This is a genomic window from Flavobacterium cellulosilyticum (assembly GCF_004349355.1).
Classification (GTDB): Bacteria; Bacteroidota; Bacteroidia; order Flavobacteriales; family Flavobacteriaceae; genus Flavobacterium; species Flavobacterium cellulosilyticum.
The window spans coordinates 222,741-243,582 of the sequence record NZ_SMFK01000005.1; the positions used below are offsets into that span (position 1 = coordinate 222,741).

The 20,842-nt window shown below is 32.1% G+C and carries 17 protein-coding genes; 16 read left to right on the forward strand and 1 reads right to left on the reverse strand.

Annotation, left to right across the window (positions count from 1 at the left end; all coding sequences use genetic code 11):
• The first annotated feature begins 199 nt into the window (after positions 1–199).
• From hutH to E0F76_RS10645, 15 genes are all read left to right on the forward strand, one after another.
• On the forward strand, positions 200–1,702 hold the full coding sequence (gene hutH, locus E0F76_RS10575) for a histidine ammonia-lyase (protein WP_132005358.1): 1,503 nt from the start codon (positions 200–202) through the stop codon (positions 1,700–1,702).
• A gap of 79 nt (positions 1,703–1,781) precedes the next feature.
• Entirely contained in the window at positions 1,782–2,426 is a 645-nt protein-coding gene (locus tag E0F76_RS10580) for a DUF47 domain-containing protein (protein ID WP_132005361.1), read from the forward strand.
• Between the two features lie 80 nt (positions 2,427–2,506).
• Complete coding sequence (locus E0F76_RS10585; RefSeq protein WP_132005364.1) at positions 2,507–3,874, forward strand: inorganic phosphate transporter; 1,368 nt, start codon at positions 2,507–2,509, stop codon at positions 3,872–3,874.
• Between the two features lie 152 nt (positions 3,875–4,026).
• On the forward strand, positions 4,027–4,395 hold the full coding sequence (locus tag E0F76_RS10590) for a hypothetical protein (protein ID WP_132005367.1): 369 nt from the start codon (positions 4,027–4,029) through the stop codon (positions 4,393–4,395).
• Between the two features lie 148 nt (positions 4,396–4,543).
• Positions 4,544–4,888 (forward strand): heavy-metal-associated domain-containing protein, encoded by a 345-nt coding sequence (locus E0F76_RS10595; protein WP_132005370.1) that lies wholly within the window; start codon positions 4,544–4,546, stop codon positions 4,886–4,888.
• Positions 4,845–5,477, forward strand: a complete 633-nt coding sequence (locus tag E0F76_RS10600) for a DUF3347 domain-containing protein (RefSeq protein ID WP_132005373.1) — start codon at positions 4,845–4,847, stop codon at positions 5,475–5,477. Before E0F76_RS10595 ends, E0F76_RS10600 begins: the two co-directional genes overlap by 44 nt.
• Before the next feature lies 1 nt (position 5,478).
• Positions 5,479–5,937 (forward strand): heme-binding domain-containing protein, encoded by a 459-nt coding sequence (locus E0F76_RS10605; protein ID WP_132005376.1) that lies wholly within the window; start codon positions 5,479–5,481, stop codon positions 5,935–5,937.
• Positions 5,938–6,001: 64 nt separating this feature from the next.
• Positions 6,002–8,641, forward strand: coding sequence for a multicopper oxidase domain-containing protein (locus tag E0F76_RS10610; protein ID WP_246022039.1), 2,640 nt, complete (start codon positions 6,002–6,004; stop codon positions 8,639–8,641).
• 72 nt (positions 8,642–8,713) lie between these two features.
• Positions 8,714–8,980 carry a heavy metal-binding domain-containing protein gene (locus E0F76_RS10615; RefSeq protein WP_132005379.1) on the forward strand — a complete coding sequence of 89 codons (267 nt, stop codon included), beginning with the start codon at positions 8,714–8,716 and terminating at the stop codon, positions 8,978–8,980.
• A 50-nt stretch (positions 8,981–9,030) separates the two neighbouring features.
• The gene (locus E0F76_RS19870; RefSeq protein WP_132005382.1) at positions 9,031–10,314 is read left to right on the forward strand and encodes an efflux RND transporter permease subunit; all 1,284 of its coding nucleotides are present in this window, start codon (positions 9,031–9,033) and stop codon (positions 10,312–10,314) included.
• Between the two features lie 8 nt (positions 10,315–10,322).
• Positions 10,323–12,260, forward strand: coding sequence for an efflux RND transporter permease subunit (locus E0F76_RS19875; RefSeq protein ID WP_132005385.1), 1,938 nt, complete (start codon positions 10,323–10,325; stop codon positions 12,258–12,260).
• Positions 12,247–13,500: a TolC family protein gene (locus E0F76_RS10630; RefSeq protein ID WP_132005388.1), complete on the forward strand. Its 1,254-nt coding sequence runs from the start codon at positions 12,247–12,249 to the stop codon at positions 13,498–13,500. The genes E0F76_RS19875 and E0F76_RS10630 overlap by 14 nt, the downstream gene beginning before the upstream one ends.
• A gap of 2 nt (positions 13,501–13,502) precedes the next feature.
• On the forward strand, positions 13,503–14,744 hold the full coding sequence (locus E0F76_RS10635; protein WP_132005390.1) for an efflux RND transporter periplasmic adaptor subunit: 1,242 nt from the start codon (positions 13,503–13,505) through the stop codon (positions 14,742–14,744).
• A 2-nt stretch (positions 14,745–14,746) separates the two neighbouring features.
• Positions 14,747–15,859: an efflux RND transporter periplasmic adaptor subunit gene (locus tag E0F76_RS10640; protein WP_132005393.1), complete on the forward strand. Its 1,113-nt coding sequence runs from the start codon at positions 14,747–14,749 to the stop codon at positions 15,857–15,859.
• A 480-nt stretch (positions 15,860–16,339) separates the two neighbouring features.
• Complete coding sequence (locus E0F76_RS10645; protein WP_132005396.1) at positions 16,340–18,763, forward strand: multicopper oxidase domain-containing protein; 2,424 nt, start codon at positions 16,340–16,342, stop codon at positions 18,761–18,763.
• A 205-nt stretch (positions 18,764–18,968) separates the two neighbouring features.
• On the opposite strand, the gene E0F76_RS10650 is transcribed toward E0F76_RS10645, so the two are convergent.
• Positions 18,969–20,066 (reverse strand): PAS domain-containing sensor histidine kinase, encoded by a 1,098-nt coding sequence (locus tag E0F76_RS10650; protein WP_132005399.1) that lies wholly within the window; start codon positions 20,064–20,066, stop codon positions 18,969–18,971.
• A gap of 175 nt (positions 20,067–20,241) precedes the next feature.
• On the opposite strand from E0F76_RS10650, the gene E0F76_RS10655 reads away from it, so the two are divergent.
• Entirely contained in the window at positions 20,242–20,802 is a 561-nt protein-coding gene (locus E0F76_RS10655; RefSeq protein ID WP_132005402.1) for a helix-turn-helix domain-containing protein, read from the forward strand.
• The last annotated feature ends 40 nt before the right edge of the window (positions 20,803–20,842 follow it).

The following is a 20,842-nucleotide window of genomic DNA, read 5'->3' on the forward strand; positions in this document are numbered from 1 at the left end:
GTCTGATATGTTTTGCTGTTATTTTTCATTTAATTCTCCAAAAGTACAGTTTTTTATAAAATAACAAAACCTTTTATTCAGTTTTTGCGAATATTTTAAAAAACGCGATATTAAAAAAAGAATATTAATTATTTTGACTCAAAACCTTGCTTTTTAATATTGAATTATTGAATTTTGAGCTAACAAAAGTTAAAGTGAAATGGATACTACACATTATATAAGTACAGCGGTACTTTCATTAGAAACGGTACATGAGATAGTTTCATTTCATAAAATGCTAGCATTATCTGATGAAGCTAAATTCAACATTCAAAAATGCAGGGAGTATCTCGATAAAAAAATGGAATCACATTCCAAACCAATTTATGGCATTAATACAGGATTTGGATCACTATATAATGTAAAAATATCAAATGAAAACTTATCTAAATTACAGGAAAATCTAGTAAAATCTCACGCTTGTGGAATTGGTGAAGAGGTCCCAAATGCTATTGTAAAATTGATGTTGTTGTTGAAAATACAATCGTTAAGTTATGGCCATTCTGGAATTCAACTGCAAACGGTGGAGCGATTAATCGATTTTTATAATAACGATGTTTTTCCAGTTATTTATACTCAAGGTTCTCTAGGTGCATCGGGTGATTTAGCTCCGTTGGCTCATCTATCATTACCTCTTTTGGGCGAAGGAGAAGTTTATTTTGAAGGTAAAAAAATGCCTTCCAACGAAATCTTGAATCGATTTAATTGGAACCCCATTGTGTTGCAGTCTAAAGAAGGATTAGCTTTACTTAATGGGACTCAATTTATGAGTGCTTATGGTGTTTATACCTTGATGAAAGCCAACAAGTTTTCATATTTGGCAGATTTAATTGGAACTATTTCCTTGGAAGCATTTGATGGTAGAATAGATCCTTTTCACGAGTTAGTACATTTTATTAGACCACATAAAGGGCAAATTGTAACTGCCAATCGAGTTAAGGAATTTTTAGACGGAAGTGAAATAATAAGTCAGAAGAAAACACATGTTCAGGATCCGTATTCGTTTCGTTGTATTCCACAAGTACATGGAGCTTCGAAGGATGCAATTGATTATGTGAAAAAAGTTTTCAAAACTGAAATTAATTCTGTTACCGATAATCCCAATATATTTTCAGAAAGTGACCAGATTATTTCTGGAGGTAATTTTCACGGACAACCTTTGGCAATAGCTTTGGATTTTTTAGCAATAGCTTTGGCTGAATTGGGCAGTATTTCTGAACGAAGAACGTATCAATTAATTTCGGGGGCACGTAAACTTCCTGCTTTTTTGGTTGATAATCCCGGATTAAATTCAGGTTTAATGATTCCGCAATATACGGCAGCAAGTATAGCAAGTCAAAACAAACAATTGGCAACTCCAGCAAGTATTGATAGTATAGTGTCTAGTAATGGACAAGAAGATCATGTGAGTATGGGAGCTAATGGAGCCACAAAAGCATTGAAAGTAATGGAAAATCTGGAGCGAATTTTAGCAATCGAATTGATGAATGCATCGCAAGCTATTGAGTATCGTAGGCCTTTAGAATCTAGTGATTTTATTGAAATGTTTATAAAATCCTATCGTGAAGAAGTTCCATTAGTAAAAGAAGATCGAATCTTACATTATGATATTGAAAAATCAGTGGTTTTTTTGAATAGTTTCGAAATTGAAGATGATAGTTAATAATTTGTTAACATTAGCATTAAATAAAGCAGTAATTTAGTATTTTAAATTAATAAACGAGTAACAAAAACAGTACAAAATGTCTATAAATACTATTTTTCAATTTTTGGTTCCAAAAGACAAAAAATTCTTTCCTCTTTTTGAGGAAGCATCGGCCAATTTAGTTCAATTGGCTTCTATTTTACATGAGGCAGTTAATCTTCCGTTAAAAGTTCGAGATGAGCTTTTCTCTAAGATTGATGAATTAGAACAAAAAGGAGAAGATTTAACTCGTTTGACTAATCTGGAGTTGAGTAAAAATTTTATTACTCCCTTTGATAGAGAAGATATTCATTCCTTGATTACTTCAATAGATAATGTAGCCAATTATCTTCACGGCGCTTCAAGTAGAATGAAATTATATCAGGTAGATAAGATTACAAAATCAATTAGAAAATTAACCGAAATTAACCTTGAAGCCTGTCAGAATATTGATATCGCAGTAAGAGAATTAAGGAATTTGAAGAGAATGAAAAATATAACTGCAGCTTGTGTAATAATAAATAAGCTTGAGGCAAAATCGGATGATGTATATAATAAAGCGATTGCAGATCTTTTTGAAAATGAAACAGATGCTAAGAACATTATCAAATACAAAGAAGTATTGTCTGTTTTAGAATCTGCTGCTGATAAATGCAAAAGTGTGGCCAGTGTTTTAGAAACAATTACAGTAAAACATTCTTAAACAATTTTAGGAATTTTTAGGTTTAAGAAGAATGATTTTTTAAACTTCAATCTGTTAATTTACACTTTTTAATTTAAAATATGGATTTTACTTTACTCATAGTTATTATTGTATTGGCTTTGGTTTTTGATTATATCAATGGTTTTCATGATGCTGCAAATGCGATTGCGACTGTAGTTGCTACCAAAGTGCTTTCGCCTTTTCAAGCCGTACTTTGGGCTGCTTTTTTTAACTTTTTAGCTTATTGGGTTTTTGGTTTGGGTGTGGCTAATACAGTTGCAAAAACAGCTGATGCAAGTCAGATAAATTTAGTAGTCATTCTTTCGGGAGTAATCGCTGCTATAATCTGGAATTTAATTACATGGTGGCAAGGAATTCCTTCCAGTTCATCACATACTTTAATTGGTGGTTTTGCAGGAGCAGCGATTGCTCACGCTATTGCCATGCATGGCTTTTCGGATTATGTATACTCGGAAGATGGGGTAAATATTACAAGACATTGGTATGATTCTGTAAGTTGGTATAAAACAGGAAAAGATGGAGGAGTGCCATCTGGAGTTATTGTTATAGTTGCTTTCGTTGTTTTAGCACCATTATTGGGAGCTATTGTATCTTATTTCATTTCAATTTGGTTGTTAAATGCTTCTAAAAAAAGTATTTTACCTAAGCTTTTTACTATTTCATTAATGGTTTTGACTGTGCTATTTATTTACTATCAAATGGTACCTTATGATAAAATCATTGCCGATGGAGGACAGCCTCGTTTTGAATCGTCCGTTTTTTGGAGCGTTGTATTCGAATCGCATAATATCAAATGGTTTTTAGTAGCTTTTATTATACTAGCTATTTCAACATTTGCCTTAGTGTTTAGTAGTTTAAATCTTCATCAAGCAGATTCTGTTTTGAAAAAAATGCAATTATTGTCATCTGCAGCTTTTAGTTTAGGTCATGGTGGAAATGATTCTCAAAAAGTGATGGGAATTATAGCTGCAGCAGTAGCTGTTTATATTAAAGTTAGTGGTGTTGATATCATGATGCTTCCAGATTGGTTGCAAGTGGTCCTTCCTGATGATGATAAAGGGATAAAAGGAGTAATGCCACAATGGATTCCTTTGACTTGTTACACAGCGATTGCTGTTGGTACACTTAGTGGAGGTTGGAAGATAGTAAAAACTATGGGATCTAAAATCACAAAAGTAACTTCGTTTGAAGGAGTTGCAGCCGAAACAGCAGGAGCTTTGACATTATATTTTACGGAACATTTCAAAGTACCAGTAAGTACTACTCATACCATTACAGGGTCAATTATAGGTGTTGGTTTAACAAAACGTGTTTCAGCGGTTCGTTGGGGAGTTACTGTTAGTTTATTATGGGCTTGGGTTCTCACAATTCCTGTTTCAGCTTTATTGGCTGGAATTATTTATTATTTTTTAAGTGTTTTTATTTAATTTTTATGGGTTAAATGTAAATTACTTATCAAAATTTAAGGTATTGCCTATTAATATTTTCTACTCATATAATATAAAATAATACGATTTAGTAAAAAATTAAGAATTAGAATTGAAATATTTCTTAAATTTGAAGATTGAAAAAGATTTTAATGAAAAAATTTCACATTTTTATGCTATTTGTTACGCTAGGTTTCTTCTTGATGCCAGCTATAACTATGGCTTGTGAAATGAAATCTGAAAAATCGTGTTGCAATAAAGAAATGTCTTCTAAAGATAATTCTAAAGACTGTTGCAAAAAAAGTAAAGATAGTACAAAAAACCACGATGGTAATTGTAACGGTAAATGTGGCCATAATAATTGTACGACTTCATCTGTTCCATTCAATCTCGCTTTTTACGAATTAAAAATCAAAAATAACAACTTTGATTTTTCAGAAAACAAACAAAATTATTTTCATTCAGAAGCCAGTATTTCTTCTGGTTTTTCTTCACTCTGGCTTATTCCTAAAATAAGCTAAATTCCTTTTTGACATCCAAAATAGTGTCAAATTTAAAGCAAATTTGCTTTATAATCTTTTATTTAACGGCTAACTAAATGTTTAAATTATAGGGTTTACTATGGTTTAATTGTTTGTTTATCTAACTTCAATTTCAATTTAAAATACAATGAAATCATTATTAAAAATAATGGTAGCAATTACTTTATTGCTATCCAATGTAGATTTATCTGCACAAATAAAAAATACAAAAGCGGAAACAGTTAAAATTTATGGGAACTGTGGAATGTGTAAAAAGGCTATTGAAAAATCAGCAAATATAAAAGGTATTGCAACTGTTGACTGGAATAAGGATACTAAAATGGCAATTCTAACTTATGATTCAACCAAAACTAACCAAAGCGAAATTCTTAAAAAAATAGCTTTGGCAGGTTATGATAGTGAAAAAATAAAAGCTAAAAAGGAAGATTATGATAATCTTCCTGGATGTTGTCAATACGATCGTGAAAAGTAAAACTAATTTAAAAACTATTAATGTGAAAAAATCAATTTTAGCCCTATTCATAGTGGCATTCGTACTTGTTTCATGTAAACAAAATAACAAGAAAGATGAAACAATGAATTCAGAAACAATGAATTCAGAAAACACAACCCAAGATATTAACAATTCTAAATTTTCCATTGAAGAAATTGTGAGTAATTATTTGTCTATTAAAAATGCTTTAACAAAAGATGATTCGAACAGTGCTGCTGAAGCAGGCAAAACATTCGTTGAAACATTGTCTAAACTAGATATGAAAAATTTGTCTGATGATAAAATGAAAAGCTATATGGATATTGCAGATGATGCCAAAGAAAATGCAGAACATATTGGTGATAATTCGGGTAAAATTGATCATCAAAGAGAACATTTTGTACTTTTAAGTAAAGATGTAAATGATTTAATAACAACTTTTGGAACACAACAAAAATTATATCAAGATTATTGTCCAATGGCAGATGATAATAAAGGAGCTATTTGGATAAGTGAAACTAAAGATATCAAAAACCCATATCTAGGTGCTAAAATGCCTACTTGCGGGACTGTGAAAAAAGAATTATAGAATGAAAAAAGGCATCAAAAAGGTACTTTATGTTGGGTTAATTATTTTTTTGTTGATGCAATTGTATCAACCTGCTCGTAACCAAAGTTATGAGCAGGTAAATACGGCAAATTTCACAAAAGTGTATCAAGTTCCAAAAAACATAGAAACAATTTTGCGAACTTCTTGTTATGATTGTCATAGCAATAACACTAATTATCCTTGGTATTCCTATCTACAGCCTACTAGGTTTTTTATGGAAAGTCATATTAATAAAGGTAAAAATAATTTGAATTTTGATGAATATGGAAATTACTCCTCAAGAAAGCAGCTTACTAAATTGGATAGAATTGTAAAACAAATAAAATCTAGCGAAATGCCTTTAAGTTCCTATACCTTAATTCATAGAAATGCAATACTAACATCTACTCAAAAAGAAGAAGTTATCAATTGGGTCAATTCAGTCAAAGTGAATGAATAACTTAATACAATTCTTTAAACAATATAAAATTAGTACTGAATTAGGATTCAAAAAACAATTTTAAATGAATAAAATAAAAAAAATAATAGTAGTAATATTCATTCTCGCAATGAACAACTTTGCACATTCACAGGAAATGAAAGGGATGGTCATGAATAAAAAACAGGATACTCGAAAGGTAGAATCCACAACCTACACTTGTGTCATGCACCCTGAAATTCATGCCACCGAACCTGGGAATTGTCCTAAATGCGGTATGACTTTGATAAAAGAAAAAGGAAAGAAAACAACCAAGGAAGCAGTTAAAAAAACTATTTATAAAGCTCCTATTGAAGTAAAAAAAGAGGTTGAAAATACTAGTAGACAACCGATAAAATCAGCTGATTTGCCAAAAGAAAAAGCAGTAGTGGAGAAGAAAGTGTTTTCTAAAACAATACCAAAAACGGTACGTTACGACTTATATGTTCGGGACACAGTGGTAACTATTGGTAACAAACCAAAACGGGCCATTGCAGTAAACGGACAAATCCATATGCCAACTTTGACTTTTACAGAAGGAGATACAGCCGAAATTTATGTACATAACGAATTAAAAGAGGGCACTTCATTACATTGGCACGGATTGTATTTACCCAATAAAGAGGATGGAGTTCCTTTTTTAACACAACTGCCTATCAAGCCAGGAACAACTCATTTATATACTTTTCCAATAATTCAAAACGGAACTCATTGGTACCATAGTCATAGTGGTTTGCAGGAACAAATAGGAATGTATGGTTCATTGATCTTAAAGAAAAGAAATGAAGACGAATCCTTTAGAAAAGGGATCGATGATATACCACAAGTTCCAGTTATTTTAAGCGAATGGACCGATTATAAACCTGAAAATGTACATCGGATGTTGCTTAATGCTTCTGATTGGTTTGCTATCAAAAAAGGGACAACCCAAAGTTATGCTGAAGCAATTAAAGCAGGTCATTTTAAAACCAAATTAACAAACGAATGGAAACGAATGTTGGCCATGGATGTAAGTGATGTTTACTATGATAAATTCTTGATAAATGGGGTAAATGAAAGTCAATTGTCGCAATTTAAAGCGGGTGATAAAGTCCGGTTGAGAATTTCAAATGGAGGAGCTTCTTCCTATTTTTGGCTAACATATGCAGGTGGAAAAATGACCGTCGTTGCTAATGATGGAAACGATGTTGAGCCTGTTGTCGTTGACAGATTGATAATTGGGGTTTCTGAAACATATGATGTTATTATAACTATTCCTGAAAAAAACACATCATATGCATTTTTAGCTACTCCAGAAGATAGGACCAAATCTGCTTCAATTTATATTGGAGAAGGCATCAAAAAAGCAGCGAATCCTTTGCCAAAATTAAAATACTTTGAAGGGATGAAAATGATGAATAACATGATGAATATAGATGGTACAATGAATGATATGGGGATGGAAATGAGTCTGCAAAAAATGGACATGAATTCCGTTATGTATCCGGAACTTTCTAAAAGTTCAAATATGGATCATTCAAAAATGAAAATGACTAGTGAAATGGACCATTCTAAAATGGATATGAAATCAGATCAAATGGATCACTCTAAAATGGATATGAAATCTGGTAAAATGACTAAGAATGGTGAAATGGATCATTCAGGTCATGATATGGGAATGAAAAGTTCAGATATTGTAACCTTGAATTATTCGATGTTAAAATCCCCAACAAAAACAACGTTGCCAAAGGACGCTCCAGTGCATGAATTGCGTTTTGAATTGACCGGAAATATGAACCGTTATGTTTGGAGTATGGATAATGTTGTCCTATCTGAAACCGATAAAATCTTAATTAAAAAAGGAGAAAATGTTCGGATTACGTTATACAACAATTCCATGATGCGTCATCCGATGCATTTGCACGGTCATGATTTTAGGGTGTTGAATGGACAAGGAGAGTATGCGCCACTTAAAAATGTATTGGATATTATGCCAATGGAAACGGATGTCATCGAATTTGCAGCAAATGCTGATGGAGATTGGTTTTTTCATTGTCATATTTTATACCATATGATGGCGGGAATGAATAGGGTATTTAGTTATGAAAATTCAGCACCAAATCCACTTTTGCCAAACAAAGAAAAGGCATACAAGAAATTACAAGCCGAAAGCAATCAACTGCATTTAATGGCAGAAAATGATTTTGCTACCAATGGAAATGATGGAAAAGCAATGTTGCAAAATACGAGATGGAGTTTTGGAACCGAATGGAGATTGGGTTATAGTGACCATCATGGTTACGAATCCGAAACTCATATCGGAAGGTATATTGGAAAAAATCAGTGGTTGATGCCTTTTATAGGTTTTGATGCGCGTTATCGAAAATTAGACCATGGTGTTATTGAAGAAAATTTATTTGGTCAAACCAGTACCAAAGACAAACGCCTTCAAGTTAGTTTAGGGGTTAATTATACCTTGCCATTATTAGTAGTGGCGCAAGCTGAGGTTTTTCATGATGGAAATGTTCGTTTACAATTAATGCGAGAAGATATTCCGGTTACGAAACGATTGCGAATGGCCTTTATGGTGAATACCGATAAAGAATATATGGCAGGATTCAAATATATAGTGGGTAAAAATATAGGACTTACTACACATTATGACAGTGATATGGGGATAGGATTTGGCCTAAATTTGAATTATTAACCATCAGTTAAACAACAAAAAATGACCTTTATAAAAAAGAATACCAATAGTAATAATTTAATAATTTGTAAAATGAAAAAATCAATTTTAGCCCTATTCGTAGTGGCATTCGTAATGGTTTCATGTAACCAAAAAAATAAACAAGACGAACCTTTAAACAACACAATGATGGAAAATGACACAACAATGATGCATAATGATACAACAATGCATCATGATTCGAAAATGATGGATGAAAACACAAAATTGTATGCTTGTCCGATGCATCCTGAAGTTCAGGGAAAACTGAATGACAAATGTTCTAAATGCGGAATGAAATTAACTGAAGAAGTTAAATAATTCAAGTCCTATTCAGGGATTACTCTGAATAGGATTTTATTCAAATTATTATGGTTAAAAAATTAATCTCATTTTCACTAAGAAACCGAGCGGTTGTTTTGCTTGTATCGGCTTGCCTTTTTGCTTGGGGAATTTATAGTGTACAACAAAACCCGATAGATGCCATTCCTGATTTATCTGAAAATCAAGTTATTGTATTCACGGAATGGATGGGAAGAAGTCCACAAGTAATGGAAGATCAAGTAACCTATCCTTTGGTTTCAAACTTACAAGGTATTCCTAAAATCAAAAATATTCGGGCAGCTTCTATGTTTGGGATGAGCTTTGTTTATATTATTTTCGATGAAAATGTGGATCCTTATTGGGCAAGAACGCGTGTTTTAGAACGACTAAATTATGCCCAACGCTTATTGCCTCAAAATGTGGTTCCTACTTTGGGGCCTGATGGAACGGGAGTTGGACATGTTTTTTGGTATCATTTAGATGCTAAGGGAATGGACTTAGGAGAGCAACGCGCTATTCAAGATTGGTACGTGAAATTTGCTTTGCAAACCGTTCCAGGAGTTGCCGAAGTTGCCTCTTTTGGTGGCTTTGAAAAACAATACCAATTGGTTCTTGATCCTTTAAAAATGCAATATTATAATGTCAACATAATGGATGTGATGAATGCCGTTAAGGCCAGTAATAACGATGTTGGAGGTCGAAAATTTGAAATGAGTAATATGGCTTATATTATAAGAGGATTGGGCTATATTAAAAACATAAAAGATGTTGAAGAAATCGCCATTAAAAACTTCAATTCCGTTCCTGTAAAAGTAAAAGATATTGGTTCCATCCAAATGGGTGGTGATTTAAGACTGGGTATTTTTGATGAAAATGGTAATGGGGAAGTGGTTGGAGGTATTGTAGTAATGCGCTACGGCGAAAATGCCGATAAAGTAATTAATGCGGTTAAACTAAAAATGAAAGAAGTCGAAAAAGGGTTGCCTGAAGGCGTCACTTTCAAAACTTCCTATGACAGAAGCGTATTAATCGAAAAAGCCATTGAATCGGTAAAAGGTACATTAATCGAAGAAATGATAGCCGTTTCTTTAATCGTGTTGATTTTTCTTTTTCATTGGCGAAGTGCGTTGGTAATCTTAATACAAATCCCCATTTCTATAGCGGTGAGTTTTATTTTGCTTCAAGCTTTTGGTATTTCATCTAATATTATGTCGCTTACTGGAATTGCTTTGGCGATTGGTGTTATTGTCGATGATGGAATTGTAATGGTCGAAAATTCCTATCGAACAATTTCGGTCAGACAAGAAGAATTGGATAATAATCAACAATAAAATTTGTAATGAAAAATAGATTTATAAAATTATTCAAAAAAGAACACGATCCATTATCTAAAGAAGAAAGACTTAAAATTATAGAAGAATCGTCACATCTAGTTGGACCGGGTGTTTTTTATTCCACTCTTGTAATTATTGTGTCCTTTTTACCAGTTTTTCTTCTTACAGGGATGGAAGGAAAGTTATTTAGCCCATTGGCTTGGACAAAATCGCTCATACTTATTGTTGATGCTTTTTTTGCTATCTCTCTTACACCAGTTTTAATTAGTTTTTTAATGAAAGGGAAACTGAAACCTGAAAACAAAAATCCCATTAACCGTAAATTAGAGAGTATTTATACACCAATTTTAACTCTATGTTTAAAATGGAGAAAAACTTTATTAGCAATCAATATTATAGCACTGTTGATTGGTGGATTAATGTATACTCAATTAGGTTCCGAATTTATGCCTCCATTAGACGAAGGTTCAGTATTATTTATGCCAGTGACCTTGCCCGATGTATCGAATTCTGAAGTAAAACGAATTTTGCAAGTTCAGGACAAATTAATCAAATCAATTCCAGAAGTAGCACACGTATTAGGAAAAGCGGGAAGAGCAAATACTGCAACTGATAATAGCCCGATCAGCATGATTGAAACTATCATTTTACTTAAACCTAAGAATGAATGGCGAGCAGATATAAAGAAAGCCGATATTATCAATGAAATCAATAATAAACTACAGATTCCAGGGGTTACCAATGGTTTTACACAACCGATTATCAACCGAATTAATATGCTTTCAACAGGAATTAGAACCGATGTGGGAATTAAAATCTACGGTGCCAGTTTAGATACTATTAATGTATTATCTCAAAAAATTAAGAATGCACTTGAAGGAACTGCTGGTGTAAAAGATTTATATGCTGAGCCTATTACTGGAGGTAAATATATCGATATTCAAGCAAAAAGAGAAGTTATCGGAAGATATGGATTGACGGTTGACGACATTAACAATGTGGTTGAAGCATCTATTGGAGGGATGAAATTAACCACAACTATCGAGGGAAGACAACGTTTTTCTGTCAATGCCCGGTATGCTCAAGAATATCGAAATAGTATTGAAGCCTTAAAAAAACTGCAAGTTCAAACGATGCAATTTGGACCAATTCCGTTAGAAACTGTTGCAGATGTAAAAATAAGTGATGGACCACCAATGATAAATAGTGAGAATGCCATGCTTCGTGGTAGTGTTTTGTTTAATGTTCGTGATCGAGATTTAGGAAGTACCGTAAAAGATGCTCAGCAAAAACTAGATGCCATGATGAAAAAGATGCCAAAAGGGTATTATGTGGAATGGAGTGGACAATGGGAAAACCAAATTCGAGCCAACAAAACATTGGCTATGATTTTGCCACTTGTTGTTGTATTAATTTTCATCATTTTATTCTTTACCTATAACTCAATGAAAGAAGCCATAATCACCATGATAACTGTTCCATTTGCCTTGATTGGTGGGATATTTATGGTTTATTTTTATGGTATTAATTTATCAGTGGCGGTGGCTGTGGGTTTTATCGCCTTGTTTGGTTTGGCGGTCGAAACGGCCATGTTAATTACCATTTATCTGAATGATGCGATGAATAAAATGGTAGCCAAACACGGCAATAGTGCTGAAACGATCACTGAAGAAATTTTAAGAGAATACATAATTGAAGGTTCAGCCAAAAGATTACGACCAAAATTGATGACCGTTTCGGTGGCGCTGTTTGGTTTAGTTCCTATTTTATGGGCAACAGGAACAGGATCAGATGTGATGTTACCCATTACAGTTCCTTTAATTGGCGGAACTATCACTTCAACAATTTATGTATTATTAGTAACTCCTGTTGTTTTCGAAATGTCAAAACTTCGTGAATTAAGAACAAAAGGTAAAATTGAAATTATAGATGCAAAACATTAAATTTTATATCGTTATAAGTTGTTTGATTTTAAGTTTTACAAATAGTAATGCTCAAACACTTTCGTTGGATGCCGTTTTGAATCAAATCAAAACGAATAACCCGCAGTTAAAAATGTATGAAGCCAATATTCAAAGTATGGATGCGGCAGCAAAAGGAGCCAAAAGTTGGATGCCACCCCAAGTGGAAACGGGTTTTTTTATGACACCTTATAATACTAAAATGTGGAAAGCCGATGGTGATTTCGCAGGAATGGGAATGTATATGTTGGGTGTTACACAAATGATTCCTAATGCTTCCAAACTAAAAGCCGATTTTAATCTCATGAATGCCATGTCTGGGGTCGAAAAGGAAAATAAAAATTATACTATTAATCAATTGAATGCATTGGCAAAAAACAATTATTACCAATGGTTAGTTTTGAATAAAAAAATAAAAATTGCCGATGATAATTTGTTGCTTTTGAGCTATATGATAAAAAGTATGGAGATTCGCTATCAATATAATATGGATAAATTATCTACTTATTACAAGGCGAAATCACAATATGCTGCTACAGAAAGTATGATTGTAATGTTGAAAAATGAAATTGCTCAAAAACGAATTATGCTCAACACCTTGATGGCAAGAGACAAAAACACTTTGTTTGAAATTGGCGAAGAATATCAATTAAAGGATTTTAATAGCCAAGTTATAGATACGAGTTCTCTCTCTCAAAACCGAAGCGATGTAAAAGCCATTGAAAAAACAATGGAAATAAACCAACTCAAAATTGAAGTTGAAAAAACTAAATTATTGCCTGAATTTGGAGTCAAATACGATCACATGATACCATTTGGTAATCAGCCTAAACAATTTACTTTGATGGGAATGGTTACTATTCCAATGCCTTGGTCTAACAAAATGAATAAGGCAAATATTGAAAGTTTTAAAATTAAAAATGAAAACTTAAACTGGCAAAAACAGATGATTATGAATGAGGCAACTGGAATGCTTTCTGGAATGAATACAGAACTAATCAACCTAAAAAAGCAGTACGATATTGCTCAAAAAAGCATCATTCCAGCTTTAAAAAGAAATTATGACACGGCGGTATTGGCTTGGCAAAACAACACTGGAGATTTATTTGTAACTCTCGATGCTTGGGAAGCATTAAATATGGCTCAAATTGACGCTTTAGATAAATTGAAAAGTGTATTAGCAGTCCAAGTAGAAATTGAAAAACAATTAGAAATCAAGTAATTATGAACAAATATATAAAGTATAGTTTGGTTTTTATAATCATTTCCATAATTGGAATTACAATCTATTTGTTTGCCGTAAAATCGAACAATCATTCTGAAATGGATCATAAAAACGAGATATATACATGTTCGATGCATCCTCAAATAATTAGAGATAAACCAGGAAGTTGTCCTATTTGCGGAATGAATTTGGTAAAAAAAGCAACGGAAGATCAAACGGTAGACAATCATTCTATTGATAATGTATTAAAACCAACCGATAATTTTATTGTTGGAAATTATCCAACCACAACGGCAAAAGACACTGCAATTAGCAATGAAATAAATTTGCCAGGTGTTGTGGAATACGACCCTAATTCTGCTGTAAATATTGCAGCTTGGATAAGTGGTAGAATAGAGAAAATGTATGTAAATTTTAAATTTCAAAAAGTAGCTAAAGGACAAAAATTATTCGATTTGTACAGCCCAGAATTATTAACTGAACAGCAAAATTTTATCTATTTAATTACAAATGATTCTGAAAATAAATCCATTATAAAAGCATCAAAACAAAAGTTATTGCTTTATGGAATGACCCAAAATCAAATTAACGCTCTGGTTTCAACTAAAACTGTAAAACCTCAAATAACGATTTATAGTCCAGCCTCAGGAATTATTGACGGAACCCAAAGTATGACTAGCACATCTAATTCGCCAATGGAAAGAACATCTACTGAAGTTTTATCGGTTAAAGAAGGTGATTATATCAAAAAAAGCCAAGTCGTTTTCAAATTAGTGAACACAGATAAAGTTTGGGGGATTTTTAATATCAACCAAGGAGACAATAGTTTAATTAAATTGAATCAATCCATCAGTATTACCACGGAATTGGACGGAAATAATTCGTTTAATGCTAAAATAAATTTTGTCGAAACTCAATTAAATGCAATCGATAAAACCAATAGAATTCGTGTTTATTTAAACAATTCTGTATTGAAATTACCTATTGGATTGCGATTGGAAGGTAAGGTTAAAACCAATTTTTTAAATGGAATTTGGTTGTCTAAAGAATCGTATGTGAGTATTGGAGACAAAAAAATAGTTTTTTTGAAAGTCGATGGAGGTTTTGAAGCCATTTCTATAAAAACAGGAATCGAAATGGATGATTTTGTTCAAGTTCTTGATGGAATTACTATTAAAGATAAAATAGCACAAAAAGCACACTATTTAATGGATAGCGAAAGCTTTATTAAAACAAAATAAAGATGAAAAATTTAATATGGAAAGGAACTCTAATGATATTGTTGACTTTATTTACAGGGTGTAATACAAAAAAAGAAGAAACCAATAATCAAACGAAAACGGATAGTTCTGCTTCTAATGAAATTACATTAAGCAAACAGCAGATTCAGCTGGGCAACATTATTACCCAAACTATTTCAGAAACTCAAAATAGCGTAGAACAAAAGTATACAGGAGTTTTAACATTAAATCAAGAAAATGTCAAAACAGTTTCATCAAGAGCTATGGGGCGAATCGAAAAATTATATTTGAAAACTATTGGGGAATATGTAACTAAAAACCAAGCCATTTATGAGTTGTATAGCGAAGATTTAGCCATTGCCAAACAGGATTATTTTACAGCTTACAAACAACTTTCGATGCCGGGAGAATTTGGGAGAAATGCCCAAACTATGCTCCAATCAGCTAAACAAAAATTGTTGTATTTTGGTTTATCCAATGTACAAATTGAAAGTATAAAAACGGCTAACAAAGTTTCTCCGTACACCATTTTTTACAGTTCTGCTAGTGGTACAATTTCAGAAATATTGGCTACCGAAGGCAATTATGTTATGGAAGGTTCAGCGGTAATTAAGGTATCCAATTTGAATACCCTTTGGCTCGAAACACAAGTAAACATTACCTATGCAAAAAATCTTAAAATAGGTCAGAATGCAAAAATTACTTTTACCGATTTTCCAGATAAAACAATAAATACTAAAGTTACATTTATCAATCCTGAAATTAATGCAGATAGTCGATTACTGTTAATAAGAATGAATATTCCCAATCCCAATTTGCAATTAAAACCTGGAATGCAAGCCATAGCTCAATTATCTCAACCTAATATAAAAGGTTTGTTTATCCCTTCAGATGCCGTTATTAGGGAAGAGAAAGCATCCTATATTTGGATAGAAAAAAGACCGGGTGTTTATGAGAATCTTATGGTTGAAACTGGAGTAGAAAGCAATGGAATGATCGAAATTAAATCAGAAATCGATCCTTCAACAAAAGTGGTGATTTCCGGTGCATACGGTATAAATAGCGAATATATTTTCAGAAAAGGAAGTGATCCTATGGCAGGTATGAAAATGTAGTATATTCCAAAAAACTATTGAAATTTTATATAAAAAACATGATTTATAGTCGGTGCAAAATGATAGTCAAGTTTATGGTATTTAAACTATTCTATTAGGTAAAAAGAACAATAGGATTGTGATAAGAATGTAAATTTTACAATTAAACAAAATAATTCTGTAACATTTTAAATGTAAATCTTTTGTACTATTATGCCCTAGTAATTTATCTCCTATTAATAAGTTCATAACAGTTTTATGCAATCAAAAAACTAATGAAGTAATTACAATCGATTCAGTAATGATGGAAAACGATTCTACCATGATGAGCGATAGTTCTTCTAAAAAATTGATGACAGAAAAAGGGATGCTTGATCAATTTTTAAGTTTCAAAAGATAAATAATAAAGTTATAGTTTAAATAGTAGCGACTTACAAAAGATGTCATATAGGAAGTGTCCTATTAGAATTTCAAATAATACAGAAAATAAGATTGAAAAATATGAAAAATATCAAACATATAATAATCGTATTACTAATCCCATTGAGTTCCGTTTTTGGACAGGCTGTGGAGTTAAATATTGATAATTTACCTGTCCATGAATATACCTTAACTATTAAGGAAGAATTGGTTAACAAAGCAGGTAAACAAATAAAAGGGATGACTGTTAATGGTACAATTCCAGGACCCACTTTAGAATTTACAGAAGGTGAATATGCAATTATTTACGTGAAAAATGAAATGAGTAAAGAAACATCGGTGCATTGGCACGGTTTGTTATTGCCCAATTTCTATGATGGCGTTCCTTATCTAACAACACCCCCTATCGAACCTGGACATACGCAAAAATATGAATTCCCCATTAAACAGTCTGGAACCTATTGGTATCACTCACACACCATGTTGCAAGAACAAAGTGGCGTGTTTGGTTCAATTGTTATCAAGCCAAAAAAACAAACCTTAACCTATGATAAAGAATTGGTTTTGATGTTATCCGATTGGACGAACGAAAAACCAATGAATGTCCTTCGCAATTTAAAACGAGGCAACGAATGGTATAGTATCAAAAAAGGAACTGCTACACCATTAAATCAGGTTATTGCTCGTGGAGCGTTTGGAGCACAGTTAAACTTTTGGAGACAACGAATGAATGGTGCTGATATAGCAGATGTATATTACCCCGCTTTCTTAATTAATGGAGAAAAAAGCGTGGAGTATCCAGAATTTAAAGCTGGTGATAAAGTACGATTACGAATCATTGATGGAGGCGCATCCACGTCGTTTTGGATGACTTTCGGAGGAGAAGAACCACTACTAGTTTCTGCTGATGGTAATGATGTAGTTCCCGTTAAAAAGAACAAGACTTTTATAGGCATTGCTGAAACATACGATTATATTATTACTATTCCGAAAGAAGGAAAAATAGAATTTAAAATCACAGCTCAAGATGGTTCAGGAACTGCATCTGCATTTATTGGGAATGGAAAAGTATTAGCTGCAATGACTATTCCAAGACCAGATAAAATTGGAATGATGCAAAAAATGGCAAAAATGGATATGAAAATGGGAGCACACGCTTTAAAGTTTCAACCCAAAAAAGACGAGCGCTTTAAGATGAAGGAGGAATATGGGATGCAAATGGATAAAATGTCTGGAATGGATATGAGTAAACCAAAAGATGCTAAGACTATGGATACAATGAAAGACATGAAAATGGATGATTCCAAAATGGAAGGTATGAATATGGATGATTCAAAGATGTCTGAAATGAATATGAGTAAACCAAAAGATTCTATGCGAATGGGTGAAATGAAAGAGATGAGAATGAATCGTTCCAAAATGAAAGGGATGCAGATGAATGACCAAAAAGACACAATGAAAACGGGCAATATGGGAGGAATGGATCTATTTTCAGAATATAATTACGACTATTTGAAATCTCTAAAGAATACTAATTATGACAAAAACATTCCAGTAAAAGAAGTATTGTTGAATCTTACAGGGAATATGAATCGCTACATTTGGAGCATGAATGGTGTGCCATTATCAGAAGCTGATAAAATTAAAATAAGTAGTAAAGAAGTAACCCGAATTACGTTTAATAATCTTACTATGATGCATCATCCCATGCATTTACACGGTCATTTCTTTAGGGTTATCAATAAAAATGGGGATTACTCTCCATTAAAACACACGGTTAATGTGCCACCTATGCAAAAGCTAACTATAGAATTTTATAGTAATAATGGAGATGAGTATGGCGACTGGTTTTTTCATTGTCACATCCTTTATCATATGATGGGAGGAATGGCAAGAGTTGTTTCATACGATACGCCTAGAGACCCAAGAATGGATGAGTTTCCAGTTTCTAAACTTATTGCAGAAACAGACAAATGGTATTCTTGGGGAATGGTTGATGCAGCTTCACATACAACAGGTTTTAATCTTATTACTTCAAATATTAGAAATCAATTTAATGCCTCTTTAGAATATGGTTGGAACAAAAATTTAGAAACAGAGTTTACCTACGAACGTTATTTACATGATTACTTACGCGTTTTTGGAGGTGTTAATATAGAAAATGAAACTCGCAAAAATTTAGATCAATTTAAAACTACTGCGGTGGTTGGAATACGTTATTTAACACCATATTTATTCAATCTTGATGTGCGTGTCGATAATGAGTTAAGACCAAGAATTGCATTGGGAAGAAGTGTAATGATATTTCCTAAACTATCTATTTTTGGCTATTATGAATATCAATTAGATTTAGGGATTGTAAATAATCTGCCCATGGGTAAAGATTTTACTTCGGAAACGGTATGGAGTGCAGGAGCGGAGTATTTTCTGTCCAGAAATGTTTCACTTATGGGTAGCTACGACAACCGGTTTGGTGCTGGAGGTGGACTGTCCCTAAGGTTTTAGTCTCTTGGATTTAATTCCTCTAAGCTCTGCTTCGATTCTTTTATTTGTAATATTGTGGTGTGAACGAATATTTACATAAGAGTCATAATGGTTCAGTTTTCAATATTATTTTGCATCTCCTGCCAAATATGGAGAGTTGGTTTTCAGTATTAAACCGTAAAAAGTATTACTACAAAATAAATTTTAACTAAACAGTTTCCTTAAGTTATTTAGCTTTGAAAGAGATAACAAACGTTGTGCCTTGATTGACTTTGCTTTCAACTGTGATTTTACCACCTATACTGGTCACATGATTGTGTACTAAATATAAACCAATTCCCCTACTGTCTACATGATTATGAAATTTTTGATGCAGACCAAAAATTTTATCTTTTACTATATCCATATCAAACCCAAGTCCATTATCTGAAACTACTAGTTGATTAATTCCGTCTTGAATTCTGGAAGAAATTGATATTTTTGGAAAAGTCCCAGGTTTTGCATATTTAATAGAATTAGTAATTAAATTCAGAAAAAGACTTTCCATATACGTTTTATTAAACTTCACTTTTTCAAGTTTTGAAAAATCGGTAGTAATAGATGCATTCGAATTTTGAATCAATGAATTTATAGAAAGCAGCACTGAATTAAGCGAATTATCGAAATTTAAATCTTCTAATTCCGTATTTAAATGATCTTCTTGAATTAAAACATCCAGATGATCATTTAAAGCTTCTTTTAAATTTTCGCTAGTTAATTCTAACATTTTTAATAATTCAAGTGTTTCGGGATCACTAATTTTTGAAGTATCGATTAGACTAAAAATTGAAATCATATTATTTACTGGAGCTCTTAAATCATGAGAACTGGTATAACTTATTTTTTTAAGATCATTATTGATTCGAGATAAATTGGTGACAATTATATTACGCTCTTCTTCGAGAATTTTTTTGTGAGTTATGTTTTTAGCAATTGCATAAATCAATTGTTCTTTATATACAGGCATTGAAGTCCATGCTAGCCAAATAATTTCACCACTTTTAGTCACATATCGGTTTTCAAAATTTTGAAGAACACTATTTTTCGTTAATTCACTTCTTAATGTAGCAGTGATGTTTTTATCATCGCTATAAATAAATTCACTGATAGGTTTGGAGAATAATTCCTCTTCTGTATAACCTAACAGTTTAGATACAGAGGGATTTATTTTTTTAAAATAGCCATCAAATCCAGCAATGCAAAGCAAATCAGGAGATAAGTCGAAAAAATGTTTGAACACATTAAGGTTGTCTGGATTTGAAATTGAATTATTGTTTTCTGACATGTTTTATACAATATAATTTATAGTGCTCTAATAATCAGCAGCTAATTTTTTTCTATGTTAGGTGAGTAATGTACATAATTTTATTTTAAATTATTTATGTTTTCTTGCTGGATATTAACTAAGTTTTTATTATCATTATAGAGCTATTGTTTATTTAGTAAATTTTTATATTATTATGATACTCTACATTAAAAATATGGTTTGTGGTCGATGTGAAATAGCTGTAAAATTAGAATTTGAACAATTGAAACTTCCGATTTTTTCATTAAAATTAGGTGAAGTAGAAATAGCGCGTGATTTAATTGAAAATGAAAGACAAACATTAGCTTATAATTTAAAACTTCTTGGATTTGAATTGTTAGAAGACAAATCGAGTAAAATTATTGAACAAATAAAAAACCGAATTATAGAATTAGTACATTATCAAAACGATAAATTAAAAGTTAATTTATCAAATTATTTATCAGCTAATTTAGCACAAGATTATAGTTCGTTGAGTAAATTATTTTCAGATGTGGAAGGAATAACAATTGAACATTATTTTATTGCTCAAAAAATTGAAAAAGCTAAAGAATTACTCGTTTATGATGAATTAAGCATAAGCCAAATTGCAATAGACCTCAATTATAGTAGTGTAGCGCATCTTAGTAAACAGTTTAAAAAAGTAACAGGTTTTACTCCAACACAATTTAAAAACGAAAAATCTGGTTGTAGAAATGCTTTAGATAAATTGTAAATTATACAAATTATATCCCTAATTGTATAATAGAAAACAT